Source organism: Streptomyces sp. 2114.4, from assembly GCF_900187385.1.
Lineage (GTDB): Bacteria > Actinomycetota > Actinomycetes > Streptomycetales > Streptomycetaceae > Streptomyces > Streptomyces mooreae.
Genome location: NZ_FYEY01000001.1, coordinates 5,536,757 through 5,563,595 on the forward strand (window position 1 = coordinate 5,536,757; position 26,839 = coordinate 5,563,595).

Annotated in this window: 22 protein-coding genes and 1 tRNA gene; 14 read left to right on the top strand and 9 right to left on the bottom strand. The window is 70.5% G+C overall.

Going from position 1 to position 26,839, the window contains the following annotated elements; genetic code table 11:
- Together CFW40_RS24515 and CFW40_RS24520 are read right to left on the bottom strand one after the other, a co-directional pair.
- On the bottom strand, nt 1–741 hold the full coding sequence (locus CFW40_RS24515; protein WP_088802345.1) for a TetR/AcrR family transcriptional regulator: 741 nt from the start codon (nt 739–741) through the stop codon (nt 1–3).
- Nucleotides 742–814: 73 nt separating this feature from the next.
- Nucleotides 815–1,762, bottom strand: coding sequence for a diiron oxygenase (locus CFW40_RS24520; protein ID WP_256331304.1), 948 nt, complete (start codon nt 1,760–1,762; stop codon nt 815–817).
- Between the two features lie 175 nt (nt 1,763–1,937).
- Between CFW40_RS24520 and CFW40_RS24525 the strand changes: the two genes are divergently transcribed.
- The gene (locus CFW40_RS24525; protein WP_088800001.1) at nt 1,938–3,059 is read left to right on the top strand and encodes a ferritin-like domain-containing protein; all 1,122 of its coding nucleotides are present in this window, start codon (nt 1,938–1,940) and stop codon (nt 3,057–3,059) included.
- A gap of 88 nt (nt 3,060–3,147) precedes the next feature.
- Nucleotides 3,148–3,723, top strand: coding sequence for an SMI1/KNR4 family protein (locus CFW40_RS24530; protein WP_088800004.1), 576 nt, complete (start codon nt 3,148–3,150; stop codon nt 3,721–3,723).
- Between the two features lie 124 nt (nt 3,724–3,847).
- Here the strand turns inward: CFW40_RS24530 and CFW40_RS24540 are convergent, their stop codons facing one another.
- Nucleotides 3,848–4,780: an alpha/beta fold hydrolase gene (locus CFW40_RS24540; RefSeq protein WP_088800005.1), complete on the bottom strand. Its 933-nt coding sequence runs from the start codon at nt 4,778–4,780 to the stop codon at nt 3,848–3,850.
- 236 nt (nt 4,781–5,016) lie between these two features.
- On the opposite strand from CFW40_RS24540, the gene CFW40_RS24545 reads away from it, so the two are divergent.
- Nucleotides 5,017–5,544, top strand: a complete 528-nt coding sequence (locus CFW40_RS24545; protein ID WP_088800007.1) for a MarR family winged helix-turn-helix transcriptional regulator — start codon at nt 5,017–5,019, stop codon at nt 5,542–5,544.
- A gap of 54 nt (nt 5,545–5,598) precedes the next feature.
- Here CFW40_RS24545 and CFW40_RS24550 read toward each other — a convergent pair whose 3' ends face one another.
- The 4 genes from CFW40_RS24550 to CFW40_RS24565 all read right to left on the bottom strand — a co-directional run bounded on the left by CFW40_RS24550 (nt 5,599) and on the right by CFW40_RS24565 (nt 10,247).
- The gene (locus CFW40_RS24550) at nt 5,599–6,432 is read right to left on the bottom strand and encodes an ABC transporter ATP-binding protein (protein ID WP_088800010.1); all 834 of its coding nucleotides are present in this window, start codon (nt 6,430–6,432) and stop codon (nt 5,599–5,601) included.
- A 135-nt stretch (nt 6,433–6,567) separates the two neighbouring features.
- Nucleotides 6,568–7,053 (bottom strand): HD domain-containing protein, encoded by a 486-nt coding sequence (locus CFW40_RS24555; protein WP_256331303.1) that lies wholly within the window; start codon nt 7,051–7,053, stop codon nt 6,568–6,570.
- Between the two features lie 48 nt (nt 7,054–7,101).
- A complete protein-coding gene (locus CFW40_RS24560; RefSeq protein ID WP_088800015.1) occupies nt 7,102–8,556 on the bottom strand; it encodes a penicillin-binding transpeptidase domain-containing protein in 1,455 nt (484 codons plus the stop codon).
- Complete coding sequence (locus CFW40_RS24565) at nt 8,553–10,247, bottom strand: FtsW/RodA/SpoVE family cell cycle protein (RefSeq protein ID WP_371127181.1); 1,695 nt, start codon at nt 10,245–10,247, stop codon at nt 8,553–8,555. Before CFW40_RS24565 ends, CFW40_RS24560 begins: the two co-directional genes overlap by 4 nt.
- Nucleotides 10,248–10,634: 387 nt before the next feature.
- Here CFW40_RS24565 and CFW40_RS24570 point away from each other — a divergent pair, with 387 nt between their 5' ends.
- Nucleotides 10,635–11,147 (top strand): DUF6624 domain-containing protein, encoded by a 513-nt coding sequence (locus CFW40_RS24570; RefSeq protein WP_306427443.1) that lies wholly within the window; start codon nt 10,635–10,637, stop codon nt 11,145–11,147.
- Between the two features lie 33 nt (nt 11,148–11,180).
- Here CFW40_RS24570 and CFW40_RS24575 read toward each other — a convergent pair whose 3' ends face one another.
- Entirely contained in the window at nt 11,181–11,552 is a 372-nt protein-coding gene (locus CFW40_RS24575) for a hypothetical protein (RefSeq protein ID WP_088800019.1), read from the bottom strand.
- Nucleotides 11,553–12,290: 738 nt separating this feature from the next.
- Here CFW40_RS24575 and CFW40_RS24580 point away from each other — a divergent pair.
- The 3 genes from CFW40_RS24580 to CFW40_RS24590 all read left to right on the top strand — a co-directional run bounded on the left by CFW40_RS24580 (nt 12,291) and on the right by CFW40_RS24590 (nt 16,425).
- Nucleotides 12,291–13,577: a cytochrome P450 gene (locus CFW40_RS24580; protein WP_088800022.1), complete on the top strand. Its 1,287-nt coding sequence runs from the start codon at nt 12,291–12,293 to the stop codon at nt 13,575–13,577.
- 174 nt (nt 13,578–13,751) lie between these two features.
- Nucleotides 13,752–15,428 (top strand): SWIM zinc finger domain-containing protein, encoded by a 1,677-nt coding sequence (locus CFW40_RS24585; RefSeq protein WP_088800023.1) that lies wholly within the window; start codon nt 13,752–13,754, stop codon nt 15,426–15,428.
- Between the two features lie 112 nt (nt 15,429–15,540).
- Nucleotides 15,541–16,425 carry an aminoglycoside phosphotransferase family protein gene (locus CFW40_RS24590; RefSeq protein WP_088802348.1) on the top strand — a complete coding sequence of 295 codons (885 nt, stop codon included), beginning with the start codon at nt 15,541–15,543 and terminating at the stop codon, nt 16,423–16,425.
- A gap of 257 nt (nt 16,426–16,682) precedes the next feature.
- Here CFW40_RS24590 and CFW40_RS24595 read toward each other — a convergent pair.
- Nucleotides 16,683–16,754, bottom strand: a tRNA-Arg gene (locus CFW40_RS24595).
- 237 nt (nt 16,755–16,991) lie between these two features.
- Between CFW40_RS24595 and CFW40_RS24600 the strand changes: the two genes are divergently transcribed.
- From CFW40_RS24600 to rho, 7 genes are all read left to right on the top strand, one after another.
- Entirely contained in the window at nt 16,992–17,585 is a 594-nt protein-coding gene (locus CFW40_RS24600; RefSeq protein WP_088800025.1) for a response regulator, read from the top strand.
- A gap of 131 nt (nt 17,586–17,716) precedes the next feature.
- On the top strand, nt 17,717–18,889 hold the full coding sequence (gene nrtL, locus CFW40_RS24605; protein WP_088800027.1) for an ArgS-related anticodon-binding protein NrtL: 1,173 nt from the start codon (nt 17,717–17,719) through the stop codon (nt 18,887–18,889).
- A 26-nt stretch (nt 18,890–18,915) separates the two neighbouring features.
- Nucleotides 18,916–20,307 (top strand): diaminopimelate decarboxylase, encoded by a 1,392-nt coding sequence (lysA, locus tag CFW40_RS24610; protein WP_088800029.1) that lies wholly within the window; start codon nt 18,916–18,918, stop codon nt 20,305–20,307.
- Between the two features lie 137 nt (nt 20,308–20,444).
- Nucleotides 20,445–21,737 (top strand): homoserine dehydrogenase, encoded by a 1,293-nt coding sequence (locus tag CFW40_RS24615; protein WP_088800031.1) that lies wholly within the window; start codon nt 20,445–20,447, stop codon nt 21,735–21,737.
- A gap of 8 nt (nt 21,738–21,745) precedes the next feature.
- Nucleotides 21,746–22,831 carry a threonine synthase gene (gene thrC / locus CFW40_RS24620; protein WP_088800033.1) on the top strand — a complete coding sequence of 362 codons (1,086 nt, stop codon included), beginning with the start codon at nt 21,746–21,748 and terminating at the stop codon, nt 22,829–22,831.
- Nucleotides 22,832–23,192: 361 nt separating this feature from the next.
- Nucleotides 23,193–24,110, top strand: a complete 918-nt coding sequence (gene thrB, locus CFW40_RS24625; RefSeq protein WP_088800035.1) for a homoserine kinase — start codon at nt 23,193–23,195, stop codon at nt 24,108–24,110.
- A gap of 372 nt (nt 24,111–24,482) precedes the next feature.
- Nucleotides 24,483–26,516 (top strand): transcription termination factor Rho, encoded by a 2,034-nt coding sequence (gene rho / locus CFW40_RS24630; RefSeq protein WP_088800037.1) that lies wholly within the window; start codon nt 24,483–24,485, stop codon nt 26,514–26,516.
- Nucleotides 26,517–26,839 lie beyond the last annotated feature (323 nt).

Here is a 26,839-nt window from a genome sequence, read left to right on the forward strand (position 1 = left end):
TCACAGCAGATGCGCGGCGTCGCTCACGACGGGCAGGATGCGGCGGGCCAGGTCGCCGGCCGGGCCGTCGGTGGTCTCCAGCTTCAGCGCCGCCCGGGTCACCCGGGCGGTCTGCGGGTCCGTGGCCGCGGTGGCGGTCAGCAGCGCGACGAAGTGGTCGACCAGCCAGTCCCGCAGCTCGTCGAGGGCCGGCTGCTTGTCCTCGTCCAGCCAGATCAGCGAGGCGGCCTCGACGGCGGTGATCCACATACGGACGGTCATCCGCAGCCGCAGGCCCGGCTCCGGCTCGCCCAGATGCCGCAGGATCTGGTCGGCGGCGGCGCGCCGCACCTCGTCCACGATCGCGGACGTACGGGTGGTCTCGACGACGCTGCCGCCCTGCAGCAGCGCGCTGAACCCCGCGTCGTGCTCGTCGACGAAGGCCAGATAGCGGTCCAGTGCGCGCGAGAGCCGACGGGTCAGCGGTCCGGTCTCCGGCTCGGCGAAGCAGCGCTCCAGGACGTCGGCCGCGCTGCGCAGCGCGGCCTCGTACAACTGCTGCTTGCCGCCGGGGAAGTAGCGGTAGACCAGCGGGCGCGAGACCTCGGCGGCGGTGGCGACATCGTCCAGCGAGACGTCCTCGGGCGCGCGGTGCGCGAACAGGCCCAGCGCGGCGGTGAGCAGTTGGCTGCGGCGCTGCTCCACGCTCAGCCTGCGGTAGGCGGGTCGGGGTACTGCTGGGGCGGTGCCGCTGCCGTTCATGAACAGCAGCGTAGCCGCCCCGGGTTCGGGCTCGCACAGGTGCTCGGGGTGTACGGGGTCCATGCGGGGGGCCTCAGGCCAGCAGTCCCGAGCTCCGCCACAGCCTGCGGCCCACACCGCGCAGTACGCCGATCTCGTCGAGGAAATCGGTCAGCCGACGGGCACCGGACTGCATCACCTCGCGGCGGTGCCCACTGGCCTTGACCTGGGCGACGGCCTCGCGCCGGTCCAGGCCCACGCGGCTGTAGACGGCCGGGTTGACGAAGGCGACGGAGAAGACCCGGGCCGCCTCGCCGGAGCTGATGCGGGTCAACTCCCGCTCCCAGCGCGGCGCGGTGATCATCTGGCGGCGCAGCTCCTCGCGGGCGTAGCGCACATGCCGGGCCTCCTCGACGACATGGATGCGGGTCACTCCGCGCACGATCGTCTGCACCCGCTCGTCCGGGAACGTCAGCCGCTGCATCCAGTCCAGGATCTCCTCCCCGAGCAGGGTGCAGGCGAACGAGCCCGGGGTGGTGGAGACGGTCTTGAGGACGCGGGCGAGCTGGTGGTTGAGCCGGGAGACCGGGTACGCCGGCGCGCCGCCCTTCTGGATCAGGCGCGCGAACATCTTGGAGTGCCGGCACTCGTCGGCGATCTCGGTGAGGGCGTAGCGGACGTGCGCGCTGGTCACCGGCTTGTCGTAGATGTGCCGGACGAGGAGCTGCATCAGGATGATCTCGAACCAGATGCCCAGCGAAGCGAGCGAGGCGGCCTCGTGCCGGGAGAGGTCCTGCTGCTGTTCGAGCGACATCCGCTTCCACAGCGGGGTGTCGTAGAGCGAGACCAGCTCCGGCGGCCAGAACCACTTGCCCTCTTCGAGGGGGGCGTCCCAGTCGAGTGCGGTGTCGGGGTCGAAGGAGTGCTTGGCGGAGGAGTCGAGCAGCCGCTCGGCGACCTGCTCCCGGTCCTTGAGCAGGCCGAGGGCGTCCCGCAGGAGCCCGGTATCCTTCGCGGTCATCTCGGTGGGTGCGCTCGTCATGGCTGTGGCTACCTCGCTGGTGGATCAGGGCCGGCCCGCTGTCATCTCTTATGAGACTGCGTGTCAGTAAGGGCGTCAATCCCCTGCGCACGACTTATTGACCCGTCGGTAAGAAGCGTGTGAGCCTGCCAACGACCGCCCATGACAAGGCGTTTGGCGAGCCGAGGAGGCGTCCGTGTCGACCCGAGATCTCTACGTACAGGACCCTGGCGACCCCGTGTGGAAAGTGCCCGCCTCCGGTGCGGCACGCTTCAGCTGGGACTACGACGACGGGCGCGACCGGCTGCTGGCCCTCTATCAGAAGGGCAAGGACAAGCAGTGGGACGCCACCTTGCGGATCGACTGGGACCAGGAGGTCGACCCCTACGACCCGCTCGGCACCCCGGACGAGTCCATGTCCCTGTACGGCACCAGGTACTGGGACAAACTGACCGAGAAGGACCGCGGCGAACTGCGTCAGCACTACACCTCCTGGCAGTTCAGCCAGTTCCTGCACGGCGAACAGGGCGCCATGGTCTGTGCGGCACGGATCGTGGAATCCGTCCCGGATCTCGACGCGAAGTTCTACTCCGCCACCCAGACCATGGACGAGGCGCGGCACGCCGAGATCTACAGCCGCTTCCTCCAGGAGAAGATCGGGATGCTCTACCCGGTCAACGACAATCTCCAGGCGCTGCTCTCCGACACCCTCAAGGACTCCCGCTGGGACATGCCGTACCTCGGTATGCAGGTGCTGATCGAGGGCCTGGCGCTGGCCGCCTTCGGCATGATCCGCGACACCACCACCAAGCCCCTGCCCCGGCAGATCCTCGCCTACGTCATGCAGGACGAGGCGCGTCATGTCGCCTTCGGCCGCATGGCGCTGCGCGACTACTACAAGCAGCTCACCGAGGCCGAACTGCGCGAACGCGAGGAGTTCGTCATCGAGGGCTGCTACCTGATGCGCGACCGCCTGCGCGGCCTGGAAGTCCTCGAAAACTTCGGCATTCCGCACGACGAAGCCGCCGAATTCACCGAGAACTCCGAATTCCTGCACCTCTTCCGCAAGCTGCTCTTCAGCCGGATCGTGCCCTGTGTGAAGGACATCGGCCTGTGGGGCGAACGTCTTCAGCGCGCCTATGTGGACATGGGTGTCTTCGAGATGGGCGACTCCAATCTCGATCTGCTCATGGCCGAGGACGAAGAGATCGCCGAAAAGCTCGACGCGGAGCGGTTTGCAGCGGAGGAGGAGGCCCGTACGGCGGAGGTCGCGGCGGCCATCGCGGAGGGCGCGGGCGAGGGCGCGGGCGAGGGCTGAGCGGCCGGCGGTTGTCAGACCCCTGTGCTGTCGTTGACGCAGTGACGTTCGACAACGTCTGACGGCGTTCGACGCGAAAGGGCAGCGCATGAACCGCGAGCAGTGGCGGCCGTTCCTGAAACTCTGGAGCGAGGAGTGGATCGTCGGGCGCGACCCCGAGCGGGACGGGCCCCTGGATGACGAGGTCGTACGGGACGGGTGGCTCGGGTTCGCCCCGGCGAGCGCCGATGAGGTGGCGGCGGCCGAGGCCCGTCTGGACCGGACACTGCCCCCGTCGCTCCGCGAGTTCCTGCTGACCACCAACGGGTGGCGGGACGCCGGGACCTTCATCTACCGGCTCGCGGGCACCTCCGAGCTCGCCTGGCTCGCCGACAGCGATGAGGGCTCCGGCTGGATCGACGCCTACAGCGACACCGAGTTCGCCGACGAGGACGAGGACGAAGAGCCCGAGGGCCAGATCCTTGCCCGTGCCCTGCGCCTCTCTCTCGACGGCGACGCCGCGGTCATGCTTCTCGACCCCGCGGACGTCGATGAGCGCGGCGAATGGGCCGGCTACTGGCTCGCCTCGTGGTCGGGGAGGGGGCCGGAGCGCTTCGACTCCTTCCATGACCTGATGTACGACCAGTACACCTCGTTCCACCGCCTCCGGGGCCGGAGGACGTAACGCGCGCCCGCCGGGACGCCGAGGTGGGAGGAGCGCCGGTGCCGAGCCTGGTGCTGGTGCTGGTGCTGGTGCTGGTGCTGGTGCTGGTGCTGGTGCGAGTGCCGGAGCCGGACCGGAGCCACGGTTACGGGGCCGTGCCGTCCGAGAGCCGGTCGTGCAGGAAGTCCCGTACCCGGCGGCCGAGTTCGTCGGCCTGGCCGTACGGCATGGAGTGGTGACCCACACCCGCCACGGTCCCGATCCGTACGCCCGGCGTCCGTCCGGCCCGTGCGGCGACCCGGCGCAGATCGTGCGCCCGGCTCCGCTCCGCCAGCAGCACCAGGGTCGGCACCGGCGCTCCGCCCGGTCCGGCGACGTCCGGGCGCGGCCCCGTGACCACCTTCGCGGGGCGGAACTCGGCGCCGCCCAGGCCCATCAGCCGCACCAGTTCCGGCGCGGGCGGCGCACCCCGCGTCTCCCACTCCAGGAACCGCCGGGTGCTCCGCTCGCCGGGCCGTACGAACAGCGGCAGCGCATGCAGCAGATACGACGGCCGGAACCCGGCGAAACACTGGGTGGGATCGAGCAGCATCACCCGCTCCACCCTGTTCGGCGTCCCGGGGGAGTGGGAGTGATGCCTCCCGGCGGCGTGCACCGCGTAACTCAGCGCGAGCCAGCCGCCGTACGAGTGCCCGAGCAGCGCCGCCGACTCCAGGCCGAGTCCGCTGAGCACACCGTCGAGCCAGGCGAACAGATCCTCCGGCCGCCGCAGCGCCCGCCCACAGTGCACGCTGAGTCCCGGCGCGCCGATCTGGTCCACGGCATACATCCGGTGCGCACGGCCGAGCTCGGCGGCCTGGGCGTACCAGATGGCCGAGGTGGTGCCGCCGCCGTGCAGCAGGACCAGCGGAGGGGCGTCGGCCGGTCCGCAGACATTGACCCGGGTGCTGCCGAACTCCGAGGGCAGGTCGATCCGTTCCACCGGGACCGGCCAGAGCGCCATGGCCTGCTCGTAGGCGGCGCGAAAAGCGGCGGAGGGGGAGTGCGCGGGAGAGAGCGGGGCGGGGGCTGCTGTCATGGTGCACCTCCGGACGAGGGGAGCGGCGATCGAAACGAGGTGCTCACCAATACCTCGTTCGGCAAGTATCTCGCTGATCGAGGTAATAATGCAGGAGTCCGTCACAAGACGTCCTGCAGGAGTCCGTCACAAGACGTCCTGCAGGAGTCCGTCACAAGACGTCCTGCAGGAGTCCGGCACGGGACGTTCTGAGTGCGGCAAAGACACCAGGAGCCCGGAAAGCGAGGCGATGATGCATGACGAGACAGCAAGGCCCCGATGAGCCGGTGGGATCCGATGAAGCGGCGGGATCCGGCGAAGAGCCGGCTGACCGAAGGAAACCGGCCGAACCGGCAGGGATGGACCTGGTCCATCTGCTGCGTGAGGTGACGCTGCGACTCGACCTCGCGGGAGCGCGGTTCGCCGGCGACAACGGCCTGCACCCCACCGATCTCCGGGCCCTGATCATCCTGCTGGACGCGGCCCGCAACGGCGCCGAGTCCACCCCCGGCCGGCTCGGCGAGCGGCTGGGCCTGAACTCCGCCGGCACCACGGCGCTGATCGACCGCCTGGAACGGCTCGGCCTGATCCGCCGGGTCCGCGACACCCGCGACCGGCGCCGGGTCCTGCTGGAGGTCGATGAGCGCGCGGTCACCCTGGGCCGGTCGTTCTTCGGCCCGCTGATCGACCGCACGATCGCCCTGCTGGCCACCTTCGAAGCCGGGGAACAGGCGGCGATCCGGCGGTTCCTGAGCGGGGTGCGGGACGCGGTCGGGGAGGGATAGGCGGCGCCCGCCGCAAGTGCTCAGTGCGCGTCCGCGGGGATCGTCGCGGGAGGACTACCGCTTACCGGACCGGGCCAGCCACCGCCCCTCGTGCCGGGACACCTCGATCGGACGGCCGAAGCACGCGGTCATCCGCTCTCCCGTCAGCACCTCGTCCACCGGGCCGCGCGCCTGCACCCGTCCCTCGCGCAGCAGCAGGGCGTGGCCGATGGACGGCGACAGCTCCTCCAGATGGTGGGTGACCGTCACGGTCGCCAACTCCGGCCGTGCCAGGGCCAGCCGGTGCAGCGCATCGATCAGATCCTCGCGGGAGGGCAGATCGAGCGCGTTGAACGGCTCGTCGAGCAGCAGCAGCCGGGGGTCGGCCATCAGGGCGCGGGCGATCAGGATCCTGGCCCGCTGGCCGCCCGAGCAGACCCCGAACGGCCGCTCCGCCAGCTCCTTGCAGTCCAGCTCGGCAAGCAGCTCATGGGCGCGCTCGCGGGTCGCCTCGTCGTACTTGCGCCACAACGGCTGCACGGTGCCGGTCGCCCCGGTCAGGACGACGGTGTGGCCCGTCGCGTCCTGCGGAACCTTCTGCGCGCCGGAGGCCAGCCCGATGACGGCGCGCAGCTCGCGGACGTCCACGGACCCGAGCCGGTGCCCCAGCACCTCGACGCTGCCGACGGTCGGGAACATCAGCGCCCCGACGATACGCAGGATGGTGGTCTTGCCCGCGCCGTTGGCACCGAGCAGCGCCCAGTGCTCACCGGCCCGTACGCTCCAGTCGACGGCGTCGAGGATGACCTGGCCGGTGGTGTACCGCTTGACGCCGACGCCCTCCAGGGCGGCGATCACACGGGCTTCTGCGGCGGGGGCCGGCTGCGACGAAGGCGGCGTAGAGCTCATCGCCGCAGACTAGCTGTGTACGACACCTTTCTGCGGAGGTGTCCGATGTGTGGACCCCCGTCGCGGCAACGGAAACCGGTAACGGAAACGGGCAACGGAAGTCGGCAAAGGACATACCCCGGAGCCCGGCACCCGTTACCGCTGGGCCAGCCCCAACAGCTCCCGCACCCGCGCGTACTTCGCCGTCAGCCGCTCCCGGGTCGCCGCTTCCAGCGCGGCCAGCCGCTCCGGATCGGCGTTGTGCGCGAGGTCGGACTCCTTGACCAGCAGCGCCCCGGGCGTGGCCAGGATGCGCGCGGTGTACTCCTCGACCGGCTCGTCCGCCCGCTTGGTGACGGCCTCGATCATCGCCTTGGTCGTCTCGCCCAGCGCCGCACCGGCCAGCCACTCCCGGCTCAGCGCCCCGTCCTCGACCGCGTCGTGCAGCCAGGCGGCGGCGATCTGCTCATCGCTGCCGCCCCGCTCGCGTACCCCCGCCGCGACCGCGGCCAGATGTTCGGCATACGGGCGGCCCGCCTTGTCGGTCTGACCCGAGTGCGCGCGCCGGGCCAGCGCCTCCACTTCGGCCAGGGACAACAGCGGGGGCGGAGCAGGTTCCATGGAAGGGATCGCATCAGCCATACGGCCATTGTGACGCCGGGACGGCCACCGGGTCACACCGCGAAAGGCTCAGCCCAGAGCGGCCGCCATCACCGCCCGTGCGATCGGCGCCGCGCTCCCCCCGCCGCTGATGTCCGCACGGTCGGCGGCCGCGTCCTCGACCACCACGGCCACGGCCACGGCCGGCTCGTAGCCGTCCTTCTGCCGCGCCCAGGAGATGAACCAGGCATACGGCGTGCCCTCGTTGCGCACACCGTGCTGCGCGGTGCCGGTCTTGCCGCCGACCGTGACGCCCTTGATGGCGGCGAGCCGCCCGCTGCCGTGCTCGACGGCGTCGACCATCATGTCCTGGAGCTGCTGTGCCGTGACCGGATTGGTCACCTGGCGGGTGGGGCGGTGCGGGTCGCCCGCGACCACCACACCCCGGGCATCGGTCACCTTGTCGACGAGCGACGGCGCCGTCAGCTGGCCCCCGTTAGCGACCGCCGCCGCGACCATCGCCATCTGGAGCGGTGTGGCGGCGGTGTCGTACTGCCCGATGGCGGAGAGCGCGACCTGCGAGGCGTCCATCCGCGTATCGAAGTTGCTCGGCGCGACGGGCGAGGGGATGGCCAGCCGCCGGTCGTTGAAGCCGAACCTCCGGGCCGTATCGGCCATGCGGCGCAGCCCGATCTGCGCGCCAAGCCGCGCGAAGACGGTGTTGCACGAGGCCCGGAAGGCGTCCTTGAGCGAGGCGTCCTCGCAGCCCTTCGCGGCATTGCCGAGCCGGGTGTCGGTGCCGGGCAGCGGGTAGGGGTCGGGCGAATCGGTGGGCGCGTCGATATCGGTGACCCTGCCGCTCTCCAGGGCCGCCGCGGCGGTGACGACCTTGAACGTGGAACCGGGCGGATAGGTCTGGCGCAGCGCCCGGTTGAGCATCGGCTGCTGCTCGGCACCGTTCAGCCGGTGCCAGGCCTCGGTGACCTCGGCGCCGTTGCCGGACAGCTCGCCCGGGTCGTACGACGGCGTACTGACCAGCGCCAGGACCCGTCCCGTACGCGGCTCGATCGCGGCCACCGCGCCCTTCTTGTCCCCCAGCCCGTCGAACGCGGCGCGCTGCATCCGCGGGTTGATGGTGGTGTGGACGCTGCCGCCCGGCCGGTGGGCGTGGGTCAGCCGGTCCCACCAGGGGAAGGCGGCGAGCCGGTCGTCGGCCCCGGAGAGGACGCCGTCCTCGGCGCTCTCCAGCAGGGAGGTCCCGTAGGTCTGCGAGGAGTAGCCGGTGACCGGTGCGTACAGCGGCCCGTCGGTATAGGTGCGCTCGTAGCGCAGCCGCCCCCCGCTGTCCCGGGAACCGGTGACCGCGCGGCCGGCGACGAGCACGGCACCGCGCGGCTGTGCGTAACGGACGATCGGCCCCCGGCGGTTGGCCGGACTGGCGCTGAAGCGTTCCGCGTCGACGACCTGCACCCGGGCGGCGTTGACCAGCAGCGCCACGAGGAGGAGGAAGGAGAAGGCCGCGGTGCGGCGAATACAGCGGATCAACGGCCGGATCCCCTCTGCTCCCCGGAATCCTTCTGCTCCGTGGCCGCCCTCTGCTCCTTGGACCCGCTCACCGCCTCCGGCACCTGCGGCTTGGCCGGCTTCAGAAAACCGACCACCCAACTCCCGGCCCCGAGCCCCGTGCCACTCCCGGGAAGGCTCGCCGCACTGCTCCTGCCGCCATGCGTGCCCGCGCTCGTGCCCTCACACATGCCCGCGCTCGTGCCGTCGCGCACACCCGCGCTCCTGCCGTCGTTGGCGCCCGCGGTCCTGTCGGCACGCAGCCCACCGCTCCGGGCCCTCCTCCCACGCCTCCCCTCACGGCCGGTCCCCTTTCCCTCTCCCCCCGCACCCGCCGGCATCCGCGCCCGATTACTGATCCGCAGCAGCAGCGCGATGATGATCCAGTTCGTGACGACGGAGGACCCGCCCTGCGCGAGGAACGGCATCGCCATCCCCGTCAGCGGAATCAGCCCCATCACCCCGCCCGCGATCACAAAGACCTGGATGGCGGGCAGCGCCGCGAGGCCCACCGCCAGCAGGCTGCCGAACGGGTCCCGCACGGCGACCGCGGCACGGTAGCCGCACGCCACCAGCAGCGCGTACAGCAGAAACAGCGCGGTCAGCCCGGCCAGCCCCAGCTCCTCGCCATAGGTCGCCAGGATGAAATCGGACTTCATGGCGAAGCCGATCAGATACGAGTGGCCCTGCCCGAGACCGGTGCCGAACATCCCGCCGGCGGCGAACGCGAACAGCGACTGGGCGAGCTGACCGGGCCCCTTGCCCGCCGCGATACCGGCGAACGGGTGCTGCCAGTCCTCGACCCGGCTGTGCACATGCGGTTCCAGCGTGCCGACGGCAGCCGCCCCGATGCCCGCCAGGAACAGCCCGATCGCGATCCAGCCGGTCCGCCCGGTGGCCACGTACAGCAGGACGACAAAGATCCCGAAGAACAGCAGCGAGGTCCCCAGATCGCGTTCGAGCACCAGCACGGCGACGCTGATCAGCCAGATCGCGACGATCGGCCCGAGCACCCGGCCGGTCGGGAGCCGTAGCCGCCACATCCGGCGCCCGGTGTGCGCCAGCGCGCCGCGGTTGGCAGCGAGGTAGCCCGCGAAGAAGACGGTGATCAACACCTTGGCGAACTCGCCCGGCTGCAGGGAAAATCCGGCGAAACGGATCCAGATCTTCGCCCCGTTGACGGCGGGAAAGAGAATCGGTGCCGCCATGAGCACCAGCGCCAGCGCCGCGCACACATAGGCGTACCGCTGCAGCATGCGGTGGTCCCGCAGCAGCACCACCACCGCCGTGAACAGCGCGACGCCGACGGTCGACCACAGCAGCTGGGTGGGCGCGGCGTGGTTGCGGGGCGTCTCCTGGTCGAGCCGGAAGATCAGCACCAGCCCGACGCCGTTGAGCAGCACGGCGGTGGGAAGCAGCAGCGGATCGGCGTACGGGGCGCGGAAGCGTACGGCGAGGTGCGCGAGCAGCGCGAGCCCGCCGAGCCCCGCGCCATAGCGGATCGCACCGCCCGGCAGGGCATGCCACCTGGCCAGCCCCACCGCCACATATCCGCAGACGCTGATGAGGACGGCGCCTAAGAGGAGGGCCAGTTCGACGCCCCGCCGTTTGGGAAGTGACGGCAAGGGTGGGGGAGTGTCCGCCGGGCACGCGGCGGCCGCCGCCCTTGCCATTGCCGTCATGCCTGGCAACGTAGCAAGCGGCGGCCATTATTTCCGTTATGTCGGATACGACGTTCGGGCGTCCGCGCGAAGGGGCGTCTCCGTGGGTGCGCGCGTCTCCGTGGGCGCTGACGTCTCCGTGTCACTGCGGCTGCGGGCCACCTCACCGCACCGGACCCGGCGGAACTCTTCCGGACTCTTCCGGCTGCCCCTCCGACGTAGATCCAGTATCCCCCGATCCGGCCCTCCCCGTCACCGTTCTCCGGAATGATCTTCGCGCCGCGAAAGGCCCCTAGCGTGGTGGACCGGAACAGGCGCAGACCACAGGCGCCAACCTCAGGCGCCAACCTCAGGCGCAGACCGCGCACGCAGGCCGCGTGCCCAGGCCATGGAGCGAACGTGACGAACGACAACAGCACGGCGGCCCTGTCGGCGGAACTCATCCGCATGGCGCAGGCGGACCAGAGTGCTTCACCCGGCGCGAACAGCGAGAACCCCGCGGAACAACTGGCCTGGCGCCGCCTCACCGCGCGGCACGGCGACCGGCTCCACCAGATCATGGACGAGTACGGCTGGCCGACGGCGGTGCTGGTCGGCGACGAAGCCGCTCGCGGCGCCTGGCTGGTGGCGCAGCACGCCGACCGTCAGCTCGATGTGCAGCGGCGTGCGCTCCGCCTCATGGAGCAGGCGGTGGAGGCGGGCTCGGCAAGCCCGCGCGAGCTGGCCTTCCTGCGCGACCGCACGCTGGTGAACGAGGGTCGCAAGCAGATCTACGGCACACAGATCGCGGGCATGGTCGGGGGCGCACCCGTCCCGTGGCCCTGCGAAGACCCCGAGCGGATGGACGCCCTGCGGGGCGAGGTGGGCATCGAGCCTTTCGACGAGTACGTCGCCCGGCTCGCAATAAGCTGAGGCGCTACCAGGGGCACGGGGGCCCGGCCGGCCTCAACACCAGCGAGGGGCCTCCCCGTCGTTCACGATGTCCCGCCGGGAGGACCAGGCGTACGACGCATCGGAGAGCTTGTACCAGACCGGGTTCCCCTCGATGCGCTCCGCCTTGACCCGGCAGACGATCCCCACCTTGGACCCGTACTCCTTCGAACCGACCACGCGGTAGCGAGTGCTCGGGCCGATGCGCACCACCAGCCCGTCCTCGGCGACGACATGGCCCTCGTACACGGCGAAGTTGTCCCCCTCGCTCCCGTCGGACGCCAGGGCCGGGCCGGCCGCGACAGCTCCGGCCAGTGCACCGGAAAGAGCACACAGGGCGGACAGGCCCAACAGGCCGCACTTGCCGGACTTCGACTGCGGAAACATGCGCTTCCTCCTGCGAAGGGGAGAGCCCCAGGGGGTGGATTCCCTGCGGGGCGAGATGAGCGAAGCTGCCGGGCGTCACCTGACGGACGGGTCGGGGCCTGCGCCCCGCCGGTGCGGTGCCTGTCGCACCCTTCCCCGGCTGTGAGGGCGGCTTCCCGCTACCGCGCCGCTCTCACGCCACGCCGGGACCGCCGCTCACTTTCGTTCCCTTCTCACGCTAAGGAGACTCCGGAGAGTCCGCAACTCATCACCATCCGCGATGAGGTGAGTTCGGCAGGCGTCGCCCACCCGGCTCCGCTCGCTCTCACCGGGCATCGGAATTGCCGCTGGCCGCGGGAGGCTGCGGGCGGAGGAGGCGCGTCCAAGGAGGGATCAAGGGCGCCTCAAGGGCATCCCAAGGACGCCTCAAGGGCACTCCGGGGGCACCTCGGGGGTATCTCAGGGGCACCTCGGGGTCCACTCGGGGTCATTCCGGGTTGTTCCGTGAACGCGCCCAATGGCACTTTGTAAACTCGTCCAGACCGAATAGAAGAAGGCCGAGGCCGAGCTCGTCACGCTGATGCGGACGACTGAAGACATCGGTCGATGGCATGGACCAGTGCCATGACCACCGTAAGCGAGGGGCTATGGCGTACGTCACACCGGTGCACGCCGAGTGGAGGTTCCGTGCCGCCCCGGCCGCCTTGGGTCGCGGAGCGCGGGGGAGCGTCCCCCTCGACGAAAGGCAGTATTAGCGTCATGACGACTCTCCGTTCCCGGATCATCGCCTGGGCCGGCCGTATGTACCTGGCGAGAACCCGGAAGAAAGGCTTCGACCTGTCTCGAATGTCTTTCTTGCCCGAGTCCGTCCTGATGCCATTGCGGCGCGATGGGCTCGACCCCGTGGGCGATCTGGCCGCCGTCCGGGAGCGGGAGCCCGTCAGCAAGCTCCCCGTGCCGATTGCCGCCAACGTCTGGCTGGTCACCGGCTACGACGAGGTCAAGGCGGTCCTGGGAAAGGCCAATGCCTTCAGTTCGGACTTCACCAACCTCGTCGGCAAGGCCGGCGCCGGCGCCGAACAGAACCCCGGTGGACTCGGATTCGCCGACCCGCCGGTGCACACCCGGCTCCGTCGTCTCCTGACCCCCGAATTCACCATGCGCCGCCTCAGTCGGCTCACCCCCCGTATCCACGAGATCGTCGAGGAACGCCTCGACGCCATGGAGAAGGAGGGGAAAAACGGTGACCCGGTCGACATCGTCCACTCTTTCGCCCTCCCCATCCCCTCCCTCGTTATTTGTGAACTCCTCGGCGTCCCTTATGAAGACCGCGCCGACTTCGAACGCCTCAGTGCCGCCCGTTTCGACCTTTTCAGCGGCGCAAATGCCTCCTTCGGTGCCATATCCGAATCCCTTTCCTATTTCCGGGACATCGTCAAAAAGCAGCGCGAAAATCCGGGCGACGGCCTGCTCGGGATGATCGTGAAGGAACACGGCGACTCGGTCAGCGACGAAGAACTCGCGGGCCTCGCCGACGGCGTCCTCACCGGCGGCTTCGAAACCACCGCCAGCATGCTGGCCCTCGGCGCCCTGGTCCTCCTCCAGGACCCCAAGCACTTCGCGGCCCTCCATGACGGCGACGACGTCGTCGACAGCTACGTCGAGGAACTTCTCCGCTACCTGACCGTCGTCCAGGTCGCTTTCCCGCGCTTCGCCCGTGAGGACCTGGAAATCGGCGGCGTCAAGATCTCCTCCGGAGACGTGGTGCTGTGCTCCCTGAGCGGCGCGGACCGGGACGGCAAACTGGGCCCGGAAATGGAACAGTTCGACCCCACCCGCAATGTCCCCTCCCACCTCGCCTTCGGCTACGGAATCCACCGCTGCGTAGGCGCCGAGCTGGCCCGCATGGAACTCCGCGCCGCCTACCCCGCTTTGGTACGCCGCTTCCCGAACATGCGCCTCGCCGCCACCCCCGAGGAACTGGAATTCCGCAAACTCTCCATCGTCTACGGAATCGAATCCCTCCCGGTCCGGCTGGACGGCTGACCACCACCCCTGCGGCGCCGCGGCGGCGTCCGGCAACGGCGCGGCACTGCCCCCGGACCCGGCCGGGCACCGGCCCAGGGGTCCGGTGCCCGGCGCCTTCCGGAACTCGCCACCGCTCCGCGTGATTCCGGTGCCCGGCTGACAGCTACGGGCCTCCCGCGTTTGAATCGGCTGATGCACCGTTCCTGCTACACCGATGCGCACATCCGGGAACTCGCCGGCCCTCGCTCGTACAAACGCGGCCTCGGCTACATGGACGCCGTGAGCGGGCTGCGCGCCGAGGCGGGCCGCATCACCGCCACCGTGCAGGGCACCGAGCGGTACCGCGTCATCCTCGACGCCGGCGACCGTCTCCGGGCCACCTGTGACTGCCCGTACGGCGAGGACGGCCACTTCTGCAAGCACTGCGTCGCGGTCGCTCTCACCGCACTGCGCGAGCCCGGCCGGCTCACCACGCTGCGCGAGGAAGCCGCGGCACGCGACACCACGCTGCGCACCTGGCTCGACGGGCTCGGCCGCGACGAACTGCGCGCCCTGCTGCACGAACGGCTGGCCGAGGACCCGGACTTCAAGGAGGCGCTGTCGCTGCGTGCCGCCCTGGCCGACGGTGACGCAACGGCGGTATGTGCCGATATCGCCGCACTGATTGACCCGGCGGACTGCAGCCAGTACGGCTACATCGCCTACGAGGACGCCCACGGCTACGCGGCCCGGGTGACCCGCGCGGCCGACGCGATCAGGGACCTGGCCACGACAGGCCGGGGAGCCGCCGCCGTCATCGTGGCCCGTGCGGCGATCGGCCGGCTGACCGGTGTGTACGAGTCGGCCGACGACTCCGCCGGATGCATCGGCGACGCCGCGGCGGAGCTTGAACGCGCCCATCGTGACGCCTGTGTGGCCGCGCTGCCCGACCCCGACGAGACCGCCGAGTGGCTGCTCGACCACTGCCTCGGCGACGGCGCCGCATACCTGGAGATCGAGCCGGCCGACTACCGCCGCATCCTGGGCGTCCAGGGCCTGGCCACACTCAGGACGCTGGGCGCGGAAGCCCGGAAGCGCAACCCCACCGGCCGGGCCGAGAAGCACCTCATGGAGTCCCTGGCACGCGCCGCCGGTGACCTCGACGAACTGATCGCCCTCCACGCCACCGACCTCCACCCCAACGGCCATACCCACCTGCAGATCGCCGGAGAACTGGACGCGGCGGGCCGCGCCGACGAAGCCCTCCGGTGGGCGGAGCGCGGGCTGCACCACGCCGCTGCGGGGGCGGAACCGGTCCACCGCGGCCTCGTCGACTACGTGGCCGACCGCTACGCACACCACGGCCGCACCGCCGACGCGCTCACCGTCCGCCGCGACCACTTTCGGGCGGACCGGTCCCTGCACGCCTACCGCGCCCTGCGCACCGCCGCCCGCGCGCACGGCTCGTGGGACACCGAACGCCCACCCGCCCTGGAACTGCTGCGCACCGATGCGGAGGAGGGACGCACGGCCCGGTGGGGAGGCGGCACCGTCCTGATCGACGCGCTGATTGACGACGACGATCCCGACGCGGCGTGGACCGCCGCACCGGGCCGGGCCCGGCCCGCACAGTGGCTGAGGCTCGCCGACCACTCGGCCGCCACCCGCCCCGCCGATGCGCTCGCCGTCTACCTCCGGGCGGTCGAAGAGCGGTGCCGGTACACCGGCGACGGCAATTACGCGGAGATCGCGGACCTGCTGAGCAAGATCCGTACCTGCCACGAGGCGCTGGGCACGCCGGACGACTTCACCACGTACCTGGCCGCCCTCCGCGCCGAACAGAAGCGCAAGCGCAACCTCATCCGCCTCTTGGACCGGCGCGGCCTGTGACCGTGAAAGCGGCTATACGGCCCGGAAGAGCGTTCCGGAAAGGCGTTCCGGAAAAGCGATGGACGCCCGCTCGCCCCCGGTGATCGGATGGCGCCCCATGATCCCAGCGCCGATGCACCCCGGACAGCACCCCATCGACGGCGAGCTCGTACGGCAGCTCATCGCCGGCCAGTTCCCGCAGTGGGCGGGGCAGACGGTGGAGCGGTTCCCCTCCGGCGGCACGGTCAACGCCATGTACCGGCTGGGCGAGGACATGGTCGTACGGCTGCCGCTGGTGAAGGGCGGAGCCCAGGACATCTCGCTGGAGCAGCAGTGGCTGCCCCGCCTGGCCTCCCGGCTGCCCACGGCGATCCCCGAACTGCTCGGGGCCGGGGAGCCCGCCGAGGGGTATCCGTGGCCCTGGTCGGTGTACCGGTGGCGGGAGGGCGAGAACCCCGCGGCGGGGGCGCTGAGCGAGCCCGTGCCGCTGGCCGAGGATCTGGCCGGCTTCGTGACGGCGATGCGGAGCATCACCCTGCCCCGGGCGCCGATGGCCCACCGCGGCGGACCGCTCGCCGCGCTCGACGCATCGACCCGCGCGGCGATCGAGGAACTGCGCGGGATCCCGCAGGAGGCCATCGACTGCGATGCCGCGGCCGCCGTTTGGGAGGACGCGCTCCGGACACCGGACTGGGAACGCCCGCCGGTATGGCTGCACGCCGATCTGATGCCGGGCAACCTGCTGGTGAACGACGGCAGGCTGACCTCGGTGATCGACTTCGGGTGCACGGGGCTGGGCGATCCGGCCTGCGACCTGTTCCCGGCCTGGAACCTGCTGCCGGCCCACGCCAGGGAGGTCTTCCGCGAGATGCTTGGCGTGGACGACGCAACCTGGCACCGCGGCCGCGGACGCACGCTCTCACAGGCCCTGATCGCGCTGCCGTACTACCGGACAACGAACCCCGCGATGGCACACAACGCCCGGCACGTGATCCGAGAGGTACTGGGAGAGGGCTGACTTCTCCTGACACCGGGAGGGCTCAGCCGTCCTGGCACCACATCCCGCAACCACGGGCTCGGCGGCCGCCGTAACTGCGACCGTCCCAAGGCCTTTCGAGGAAACCCATGACACGTCAACACGACTGATCAAGGAGAAGCCAGGCGTGCGGTTCGGCGGACGCAGGACCGCCTCGGGCGACACACGGCTGCACATACGCGAAGACCCCGGCCTCAGCGATTCCGCTGGTGACGGGGTCTTGGGCACCTCATACAGGGTGCCCCCGGCAGGATTCGAACCTGCGCACACGGCTCCGGAGGCCGTTGCTCTATCCCCTGAGCTACGGGGGCGTTGCCGCCTGTGTTCTTGTGGCGACGGGTAGAACCCTACCAGCTTTGATGGGGTGTTCATGAACAGGTTTCGCGGGCGGCGGGGGAGGGGGCCGGGAGGGGCGGCGGGACCGTGTGGCGGAGCTTGTAGCGCATCGTGGGGAGGTGGCGGTGGCGGTCCGGGGAAAGGTCCCTCACACGGGGGCGGAAGTGGGGAAAACCGGGACGCAGTCTCAGGCGGCGTCCTAGTCTCATGGTGTGCCTGGCTTGTCCGGTCGGATCCTCGTTGTCGATGACAACAAGGTGATCCGGCAGTTGATCAGGGTCAATCTCGAGCTTGAGGGCTTCGAGGTCGTGACCGCGGCTGATGGTGCCGAATGTCTGGACGTGGTGCACCACGTGAGACCTGATGTCGTGACCCTTGATGTCGTGATGCCGCGGCTCAACGGGCTGCACACCGCGGCGCGGTTGCGTTCCGATCCGCGGACGTGGGACATCCCGATCGCCATCGTCAGTGCCTGTACCCAGGGCGAGGTGGACAACGGCGAGTCGGTGGGAGTGGACGCCTTCCTTGCCAAGCCGTTCGAGCCGGCGGAGCTGGTGCGGACCGTGGGGATGCTGGTGCGTGAGAGGCGCCAGCGGGAGCGTGGGCCCGAGGGCGGGGTCGAGGATGAGGACGGGGAGAGCGACGGGGGCAGGGGGAGCGACGGGGGCGGGCGGGCGGCGGAGCGTGGCGCTCTGTCCGGCAGGGTTCCGGCCTCCGGTGGGGTTCCCGCGTCTGGCCGGGTTCCGGCCTCCGGTGGGGTCCCGGCGCCCGGTGGGGTCGGCATGGTGGACGCGGGTGGGGAGTAGCGCGGTCCGCGGGCGGTGAGCCCGGAGGCGTGCTCAGGTGTGTGCCGGCTCCGTCCTGGATCGCCGCGCGGAGTGTCCACAGGGCGAAACCGGGTCGCAGACCTACCCCTGGTCTCCCATACGCTTGTCCTGTGACCCCCGCTGAGCTCTCCCGTACCGTCTTGCGCTCCGTGCGTGGTGCGGTGGAGGAGCAGGAGCTCTCCGTGCCGGTGCCGGCACGGATCGTTGTCGAGCCGCCGCCGCGGCCCGGGTGCGGGGACTACGCCTCCAATGTCGCGTTGCAGCTCGCGGGGCCCGCGGGGAGGCCGGCCCGCGAGGTTGCCGAGATCCTGCGGAAGCGGCTGGCCGGGAGCGCCGGGATCGCCCGGGTCGAGATCGCCGGTCCGGGTTTTTTGAACTTCACCCTGGGGGACGGGGCGCTGACCGCCCTCGTCCGGGACGTGCTGGCGCAGGGGGACGGCTACGGCGGAACGTGGGCGGCGCAGAGCCCTGATGACGTCGGTGATGTCCCCGGCGATGACTCCGGTGATGCCTTCGATGGCGATGGCTCCGGTGATGCCAACGATGGAGTCCTCGAGCGGGGCTTCGGTCCGGTGGCCGGTTCCTCGGCGGGCGGTGCCCGTGAGGCCGTGGTCGGTGAGGTGCTGGGGCGGATCGACGCGGCGGCCGGGCTCGGTGGCCACCGGGACGGTGGCTGCCCCGCTCTCGCGCCCGTTTCGTACGACCTTGACACCCTCACCGCCCGGCTCGGTTCCGACGAGGTGCGCTGGGTGCTGTTGCGGCCGGCCGCGCACGATCCGGTGCGGCTGCCCGAGCGGCCCGTACAGCGGGAGAGCAATCCGCGCTTCCGGGTGCAGTACGCCTGCGCGAGGGCGCGGGCGCTGGTGCGGAACGCGGGTGAGCTGGGGTTTGTGAGCGAGCCGGGGGACGTGGGGGAGGAGCATCCTGCGGCGGTTGCCGGGGTCGCGGCCGACGCGCGGCCCGCATCGCAGCCCTCGCCACGGCACGCCGCAGCCGCCCCTGTGACCTCCCGCAGCCTGCACGCGCTGCAGACCCTGCTGGCCACCTACCCCTCCGTCATCGACGTCGCCGCGCGGCTGCGGGCACCGGACCGTGTGGTGCGGCATCTGGAGGCGACGGCCGACGCGTTCTTCCGGTGGCATGACGACTTTCCGCCACTGCCCGTCGGGGAGCAGAAACCCTTGGCCGTGCACCGTGCCCGGCTGGCCCTTGCCGAGGCCAGTGGGACGGTGCTCGCCAACGGCCTGCGTCTGCTCGGCATCTCCGCTCCCGCCCACCTCTGAACGACTTCGAGGGGATCTCCACCGCCATGAGCCGCTCCGCGCACCCTGCAGGGCCCCGGCACGCTGACGTACTGCCCGAGGGGCACTACGCCGGGCCGCCCGCCGATCTCAACACCCTCGACCCGCGGGTCTGGTCCCGTACGGTCTCCCGCAATGCCGACGGTGTGGTCACCGTCGGCGGGCTGGACGTCACCGCGCTCGCCGCGGAATTCGGCACTCCGGCGTACTTCCTGGACGAGGACGACTTCCGGGCCCGCTGCCGGGCGTGGAAGGACGCCTTCGGGCCGGGAGCGGATGTGTTCTACGCCGGGAAGGCCTTCCTGTCGCGGGCCATTGTCCGCTGGCTGCACGAGGAAGGGCTGAATCTCGACGTCTGCTCCGGCGGTGAACTGGCCACGGCGCTGGCGGCGGGAATGCCGGCCGAGCGGATCGCCCTGCACGGCAACAACAAGAGCACCGAGGAAATCACCCGGGCCGTGGAGGCGGGGGTCGGGCGGATCGTGCTCGACTCGTTCCAGGAAATTGTGCGGGTCGCCCATATCGCGCAGCGGCTGGGCAAGCGGCAGCGCGTACAGATCCGGGTCACGGTCGGTGTCGAGGCGCATACGCACGAGTTCATCGCGACCGCGCACGAGGACCAGAAGTTCGGAATTGCGCTGGCGGACGGGCAGGCCGCGGAGGCCGTGCGCCGTGTGCTGAAGCTGGACGGGCTGGAACTCATCGGGATTCACAGCCATATCGGGTCGCAGATTTTCGATATGGCGGGATTCGAGGTGTCCGCGCGCCGCGTGGTGCAGCTGCTGACCGAAGTGCGTGACGAGCACGGAATCGAGCTGCCCGAGATCGATCTGGGGGGTGGGCTCGGTATCGCGTACACCTCGGACGACGATCCGCGGGAGCCGCACGAGATCGCGTCGGCGCTGGGCGACATCGTGAGCAAGGAGTGTGCGGCGGCGGGGCTGGGCGTGCCGCGGCTGTCGGTCGAACCGGGACGGGCGATCGTGGGCCCCACGGCGTTCACGTTGTACGAGGTCGGCACCGTCAAGGAGCTGGAAGGCCTGCGGACGTACGTGTCCGTGGACGGCGGGATGTCGGACAACATCCGTACGGCGCTCTACGACGCGGAGTACAGCGTGGCGCTGGTGTCGCGCACCTCCGACGCGGCGCCGATGCTCTCGCGCGTGGTGGGCAAGCACTGTGAGAGCGGGGACATCGTCGTACGCGATGCCTTCCTGCCGGCCGATGTGGCGCCGGGAGATCTGCTCGCGGTGCCGGCCACCGGTGCGTACTGCCGTTCCATGGCGAGTAACTACAACCACTCGCTGCGGCCGCCCGTTGTAGCGGTAAGGAATGGCCGGGCCCGGGTGATCGTCCGGCGGGAGACGGAGGAAGATCTCCTGCGGTTGGATGTCGGGTAGGGCCGGATCGCCGGGTCCCCGACCCGGATGAAATAAATGTCTCGGCATCTGGACGAAGGGCGGAAACCGCCGTCCGGTGCGTGAGACTTGTGCATGAGCAAGCTGGAATTCGCTGATCGATGAGAAGCAGAGGTCAAATGATGCGTACGCGTCCGCTGAAGGTGGCGCTCCTGGGCTGTGGTGTTGTCGGCTCAGAGGTGACGCGCATCATGACGACGCACGCCGATGACCTCGCCGCCCGTATCGGTGCGCCCGTGGAGCTGGCCGGGATCGCCGTCCGCCGCCCCGACAAGGTGCGCGAGGGCGTCCCGGCCGAGCTGGTCACCACCGACGCGACCGCACTCGTCAAACGGGGCGACATTGATGTCGTGATCGAGGTCATCGGCGGTATCGAGCCGGCCCGTACTCTGATCACCACCGCCTTCGAGCACGGCGCGAGTGTGGTCTCCGCCAACAAGGCGCTGGTCGCGGCGGACGGCGCGGCGCTGCATGCGGCGGCCGAGGCCAATGACGCGGACCTCTACTACGAGGCCGCCGTCGCGGGCGCGATCCCGCTGGTACGGCCGCTGCGCGAGTCCCTGGCCGGCGACACCGTCAACCGGGTGCTCGGCATCGTCAACGGCACCACCAACTTCATCCTCGACAAGATGGACTCGACCGGGGCCGGCTACAGCGAGGCGCTGGACGAGGCGACCGCGCTCGGATACGCCGAGGCCGACCCGACCGCGGACGTCGAGGGCTTCGACGCCGCCGCCAAGGCCGCGATCCTGGCCGGTATCGCCTTCCACACCCGCGTGACCATCGACGATGTGCACCGCGAGGGCCTGACGGAGGTCACCGCGGCCGATATCGCCTCCGCCAAGCGGATGGGGTGCACGGTCAAGCTGCTGGCCATCTGCGAGCGGGCCGCGGACGGGGCGTCCGTGACCGCGCGGGTGCACCCCGCGATGATTCCGCTGACGCATCCGCTCGCCTCCGTCCGCGAGGCGTACAACGCGGTCTTCGTCGAGGCCGAGGCGGCCGGCCAGCTGATGTTCTACGGGCCGGGCGCGGGCGGCGCGCCGACCGCCTCCGCGGTCCTCGGCGACCTCGTCGCGGTCTGCCGCAACAAGCTCGCCGGCGCCACCGGACCGGGTGAGTCCGCCTACACCCGGCTGCCCGTCAGCCCCATGGGCGCGGTCGTCACGCGGTACCACATCAGCCTCGATGTGGCCGACAAGCCCGGTGTTCTCGCTCAGGTCGCCACGATCTTCGCGGAACACGGCGTATCGATCGATACGGTCCGTCAGTCGGGCAAGGACGGCGAGGCATCCCTCGTCATCGTCACCCACCGAGCGGCGGACGCGGCCCTGTCGTCGACCGTCGGGGCTCTGCGCGAGCTCGACACCGTTCGTGGTGTCGCCAGCATCATGCGGGTCGAAGGGGAGTAAAGGAACCCATGTCTGCCAATTCCACTGTGACCACGGCAAGCAGCCAGTGGCGCGGAATCATCGAGGAGTACCGCGACCGGCTTCCGGTCAGCGACACGACCGAGGCCGTCACCCTCCGCGAGGGCGGCACGCCGCTCGTACCGGCCCAGGTGCTCTCCGAGCGCACCGGCTGCGAGGTGCACCTCAAGGTCGAGGGCGCCAACCCCACCGGCTCCTTCAAGGACCGTGGCATGACGATGGCCATCACCCGAGCCAAGGAGGAGGGCGCCAAGGCGGTCATCTGCGCCTCCACCGGCAACACCTCCGCCTCGGCCGCCGCCTACGCGGTCCGGGCCGGCATGGTCTGCGCGGTACTCGTCCCGCAGGGCAAGATCGCGCTCGGCAAGATGGGCCAGGCGCTGGTCCACGGCGCGAAGATTCTCCAGGTCGAGGGAAATTTCGACGACTGTCTGACGCTGGCCCGGCGGCTGTCCGACAACTACCCGGTCGCACTTGTGAACTCCGTGAACCCGGTGCGGATCGAGGGCCAGAAGACCGCGGCCTTCGAAATCGTCGACATGCTCCGCGACGCGCCCGACATCCATGTGCTGCCCGTCGGCAACGCCGGCAACATCACGGCGTACTGGCGGGGCTACCAGGAGTACGCGGCCGACGGCATTGCCTCGCACACCCCGCGGATGTGGGGTTTCCAGGCCGCCGGCAGCGCGCCGCTCGTGCGTGGTGAGGTCGTCAAGGACCCGCAGACCATCGCCACCGCCATCCGCATCGGCAACCCCGCCTCGTGGTCGTTCGCGGAGCGGGCACGGGACGAGTCCGGCGGCTTCATCGACTCCGTGACCGACCGTCAAATCCTGGCTGCCTACCGCCTGTTGGCCGCGCAGGAAGGGGTCTTCGTGGAGCCCGCCTCGGCCGCTTCCGTCGCCGGTCTGCTCAAGGCCGCCGAGGAGGGCAAGGTCGACCCCGGCCAGCGCATCGTCTGCACGGTGACCGGCAACGGCCTCAAGGACCCGGACTGGGCGGTGGCCGGAGCGCCGCAGCCGGTCACGGTCCCGATCGACGCGGACGCCGCGGCGGAACGCCTCGGCCTCGTCTAGACGGGCCGGCGCCCCCGCGCGGGGGCGCAGCCGTACGGCAGGACCTGCGCGTACGGCACCCGGGGGCGGGACCGCGGAGGTCCCGTCACCCCTCGCAGCAAAGTGTGCAAAGGCTGCAAAGTCCGGGGAAGGCAGCGTCGGGGCACGGGAAGGCGCGCGACACGCATCGTGCGCCTCCTGTGCGCCCTATGTCGCGACAGAACCTTCCTTCGATAGGCTGGAGCCAACTCCCCTCCCCACGGCATAACGCAGTGGCGTTCAGGGCAGGTCAGAACAGACCCCACGAGCCGGCCGGGCACTTCGGTGCCGCGGCGCTGTGTGGGGCAGTACCGCAGCATCAATCAAGGAGAGTCATCGAGCGATGGCCGGTCCCGCGTTCCGCGCCGCCGCCGTCCGGGTGCGCACCCCCGCTACCAGCGCCAATCTCGGTCCCGGCTTCGATGCCCTGGGTCTGTCCCTGGGCCTGTACGACGATGTCGTGGTGCGCGTCGCCGACTCCGGCCTGCACATCGACATCGCAGGTGAGGGTGCCGACTCCCTGCCGCGCGACGAGAGCCATCTGCTCGTCCGGTCGATGCGCACCGCCTTCGAGCTGCTCGGCGGACAGCCGCGCGGCCTGGAAATCGTCTGCGCCAACCGCATTCCGCACGGCCGCGGCCTGGGGTCCTCCTCCGCCGCCATCTGCGCGGGCATCGTCGCCGCCCGCGCGGTGACGATAGGCGGTGAGCAAAAGCTCGACGACACCGCGCTGCTGGAGCTGGCCAACGAGATCGAGGGCCACCCCGACAATGTCGCCGCCTGCCTGCTGGGCGGTTTCACGCTCGCCTGGACCGACACCGGCACCGCCCGCGCGATCCGGATGGATCCCGCCGATTCCATCGTTCCGGTGGTCTTCGTCCCCGGAAAGCCGGTGCTGACCGAGACCGCCCGTGGACTGCTGCCGCGCACCGTCCCCCATGTGGACGCCGCGGCCAACGCCGGTCGCGCCGCACTGCTCGTCGAGGCCCTGACCAGGCGCCCCGAGCTGCTGCTCGCCGCGACCGAGGACCGACTCCACCAGGAATACCGCGCTCCCGCGATGCCGGAGAGCGTGGCCCTGGTGAACCGACTGCGTGCGGACGGCGTCCCTGCAGTCGTGTCCGGTGCGGGCCCGACGGTGCTCGCGCTGGTCGAGGATGCGGCGGCCGAGAAGGTCGCGGCACTGGCGGGAGAGGGGTGGGCGGCCAACCGGCTGACCCTCGACGCGGCGGGCACCTGCGTGCTGCCGCTCGCCGGGTGATCACGCGGGTGATCGACGATTGCCGGTCTTGGAGAGGGGGAATGTTTGTTGGACCCGGTAGTGTTAACCTCAAGTCAGTACTCGACGCCTGAGCGGCGCGGTGCTTCGTGTCCCCCATAGGGACCACCTTCTTCCGGGAGCCTCCCAAACTGCTTGGAGCCATGGCCTGAGCAGGAGTGAGCACGCTCCGGAATCGGCGTGACGACATGGCCAGTCTGCATCTCTTCACGCCGGAGCCATGAACTGATTCTCTCCGCCACTTCCGGCGGGACCACCGCCCCGGCCCGGTCCACAAGACCAAGGACCCAGCCGGACAGCACAACCGGTCGCCGAGCCAGACAGGCCGACGCCCGCTCCAGGGAAGGACCCTTCGTGAGCGACACCACCGATCTGATGGGCGCGCGCACCGATGGCAGTGCCACCGAGCCCGCCGCGGACGCTCCCGCCGCTCCTGCTACCGCACGGCGCCGCCGTTCCGGCACCGGCCTTGACGGCATGGTCCTGGCGGAGCTGCAGCAGGTCGCCTCCGGCCTCGGTATCAAGGGCACCGCGCGGATGCGCAAGAGCCAGCTGATCGAGGTCATCAAGGAGAAGCAGGCCTCCGGCTCGGGCTCCGCGGCCAAGGCCGAGGCGCCCGCAGACACCGAGACCAAGCCCAAGCGCCGTACGACCTCCAAGGCCCGTACCGGCGAGGACAGCGCGGAGCAGACCGCGGGCAAGGCCGCCAAGGGCGGCAAGGCCGCGGACAAGTCCGGCGCCCAGCAGCAGATCGACATCCCCGGCCAGCCCGTCAGCGACGAGCAGCCCGCCGGCGAGCGCCGCCGGCGCCGCGCCACCGCCGCCGCGGGCAGCCCCGAGGGCGCCTCGGGCGACGTCAAGACCGAGACCAGGGTCGAGACGAAGACCGAGGTCAAGGCGGACGCCAAGGCCGACACCGCGACCGCCCCGCAGGAGTCCGGCGAGGGCCGGACGGGCAAGGGCGGCGAGCGTCAGGACCGCGGCGACCGCCAGGACCGCGGCCAGAAGGGCGACCGCGGCGACCGCGGCCAGCGCCAGCGCGACCGCGGTGACCGCCGCAAGGGCGACGCCGGTGACGGCGGCGGTCAGGGCGGTCAGGGTGGCCAGCGCCAGCGCGACCGCCGTACCGATGACGACGACGACTTCGAGGGCGGCCGCCGGGGCCGTCGCGGCCGCTACCGCGACCGCCGGGGCCGCCGCGGGGGCCGCGAGGACTTCGGCAACGAGCCGCAGGTCTCCGAGGACGACGTCCTGATCCCCGTCGCGGGCATCCTCGACATCCTCGACAACTACGCGTTCATCCGGACCTCCGGCTACCTGCCCGGTCCGAACGACGTGTACGTCTCGCTCGCCCAGGTCCGCAAGAACGGCCTGCGCAAGGGCGACCACGTCACCGGCGCGGTCCGCCAGCCCAAGGACGGCGAGCGGCGCGAGAAGTTCAACGCGCTGGTGCGGCTCGACACGGTCAACAGCGTGGCGCCCGAACAGGGCCGCGGACGGCCGGAGTTCGGGAAGCTGACGCCTCTTTACCCGCAGGAGCGGCTGCGCCTGGAGGGTGAGTCGGGCGGTCTGACGACCCGGATCATCGACCTGGTCACGCCGATCGGCAAGGGCCAGCGTGGTCTGATCGTGGCCCCGCCGAAGACCGGCAAGACCATGATCATGCAGGCGGTCGCCAACTCGATCACCCGCAACAACCCCGAGTGCCACCTGATGGTCGTCCTGGTCGACGAGCGTCCGGAAGAGGTCACCGACATGCAGCGCTCGGTGAAGGGCGAGGTCATCTCCTCGACCTTCGACCGGCCTGCCGAGGACCACACCACCGTCGCCGAGCTGGCCATCGAGCGCGCCAAGCGCCTCGTCGAGCTGGGGCACGACGTGGTCGTCCTGCTGGACTCGATCACCCGTCTGGGCCGTGCCTACAACCTCGCCGCCCCGGCCTCCGGCCGCATCCTGTCCGGTGGTGTCGACTCGACCGCGCTCTACCCGCCGAAGCGCTTCTTCGGCGCCGCACGCAACATCGAGGACGGCGGTTCGCTGACCATCCTGGCCACCGCGCTGGTCGAGACCGGCTCGCGGATGGACGAGGTGATCTTCGAGGAGTTCAAGGGCACCGGCAACCTGGAGCTCAAGCTCGACCGCAAGCTCTCGGACAAGCGCATCTTCCCGGCGGTGGACGTCGACGCGTCCAGCACCCGTAAGGAAGAGATCCTCATGGGCAGCGATGAGCTCGCCGTCGTGTGGAAGCTGCGCCGGGTGCTGCACGCCCTGGACCAGCAGCAGGCCATCGAGCTGCTGCTGGACAAGATGAAGCAGACGAAGTCCAACGCGGAGTTCCTGCTGCAGATCCAGAAGACGACGCCGACCGCGGGCAACGGCAACGACTGACGCCCGCAGGGCGCACGGCGCCGTACCGCACAGCCCCCCTCACCCTTTCGTGGGTGAGGGGGGCTGTGTGCTGGGCGGGGCCGGGCGCGGTACGGAGCCGGGTGCTTGCCCCGTGCCCCGCGGGCCCACACACGCCGCTCTTGAGACCTTCCGCACAGATCCGCGCAAGCCGCATGGTTTCAGCCAAGCCGGGAAAAGGGCCGAAAGCCCAGGTGGGAAGGGTGAAGGTCCTGGGCCTGCGGAGCGGACCCCCGAGGATTTCTAAGAAATCGCTCATGACTCGCTGTGCAACCCTTCCCGTCGACCTCCCGTCTGACAAGGAG

What these genes read in the sequence shown, in the direction of transcription:
- CFW40_RS24515 (WP_088802345.1), bottom strand. Translation starts at nt 741, where the DNA reads ATGAACGGCAGCGGCACCGCCCCAGCAGTACCCCGACCCGCCTACCGC.
- CFW40_RS24520 (WP_256331304.1), bottom strand. Translation starts at nt 1,762, where the DNA reads ATGACGAGCGCACCCACCGAGATGACCGCGAAGGATACCGGGCTCCTG.
- CFW40_RS24530 (WP_088800004.1), top strand. Translation starts at nt 3,148, where the DNA reads ATGAACCGCGAGCAGTGGCGGCCGTTCCTGAAACTCTGGAGCGAGGAG.
- CFW40_RS24540 (WP_088800005.1), bottom strand. Translation starts at nt 4,780, where the DNA reads ATGACAGCAGCCCCCGCCCCGCTCTCTCCCGCGCACTCCCCCTCCGCC.
- CFW40_RS24545 (WP_088800007.1), top strand. Translation starts at nt 5,017, where the DNA reads ATGACGAGACAGCAAGGCCCCGATGAGCCGGTGGGATCCGATGAAGCG.
- CFW40_RS24550 (WP_088800010.1), bottom strand. Translation starts at nt 6,432, where the DNA reads ATGAGCTCTACGCCGCCTTCGTCGCAGCCGGCCCCCGCCGCAGAAGCC.
- CFW40_RS24555 (WP_256331303.1), bottom strand. Translation starts at nt 7,053, where the DNA reads ATGGCTGATGCGATCCCTTCCATGGAACCTGCTCCGCCCCCGCTGTTG.
- CFW40_RS24565 (WP_371127181.1), bottom strand. Translation starts at nt 10,247, where the DNA reads ATGGCAAGGGCGGCGGCCGCCGCGTGCCCGGCGGACACTCCCCCACCC.
- CFW40_RS24575 (WP_088800019.1), bottom strand. Translation starts at nt 11,552, where the DNA reads ATGTTTCCGCAGTCGAAGTCCGGCAAGTGCGGCCTGTTGGGCCTGTCC.
- CFW40_RS24580 (WP_088800022.1), top strand. Translation starts at nt 12,291, where the DNA reads ATGACGACTCTCCGTTCCCGGATCATCGCCTGGGCCGGCCGTATGTAC.
- CFW40_RS24585 (WP_088800023.1), top strand. Translation starts at nt 13,752, where the DNA reads ATGCACCGTTCCTGCTACACCGATGCGCACATCCGGGAACTCGCCGGC.
- CFW40_RS24590 (WP_088802348.1), top strand. Translation starts at nt 15,541, where the DNA reads ATGCACCCCGGACAGCACCCCATCGACGGCGAGCTCGTACGGCAGCTC.
- lysA (WP_088800029.1), top strand. Translation starts at nt 18,916, where the DNA reads ATGAGCCGCTCCGCGCACCCTGCAGGGCCCCGGCACGCTGACGTACTG.
- CFW40_RS24615 (WP_088800031.1), top strand. Translation starts at nt 20,445, where the DNA reads ATGATGCGTACGCGTCCGCTGAAGGTGGCGCTCCTGGGCTGTGGTGTT.
- thrC (WP_088800033.1), top strand. Translation starts at nt 21,746, where the DNA reads ATGTCTGCCAATTCCACTGTGACCACGGCAAGCAGCCAGTGGCGCGGA.
- thrB (WP_088800035.1), top strand. Translation starts at nt 23,193, where the DNA reads ATGGCCGGTCCCGCGTTCCGCGCCGCCGCCGTCCGGGTGCGCACCCCC.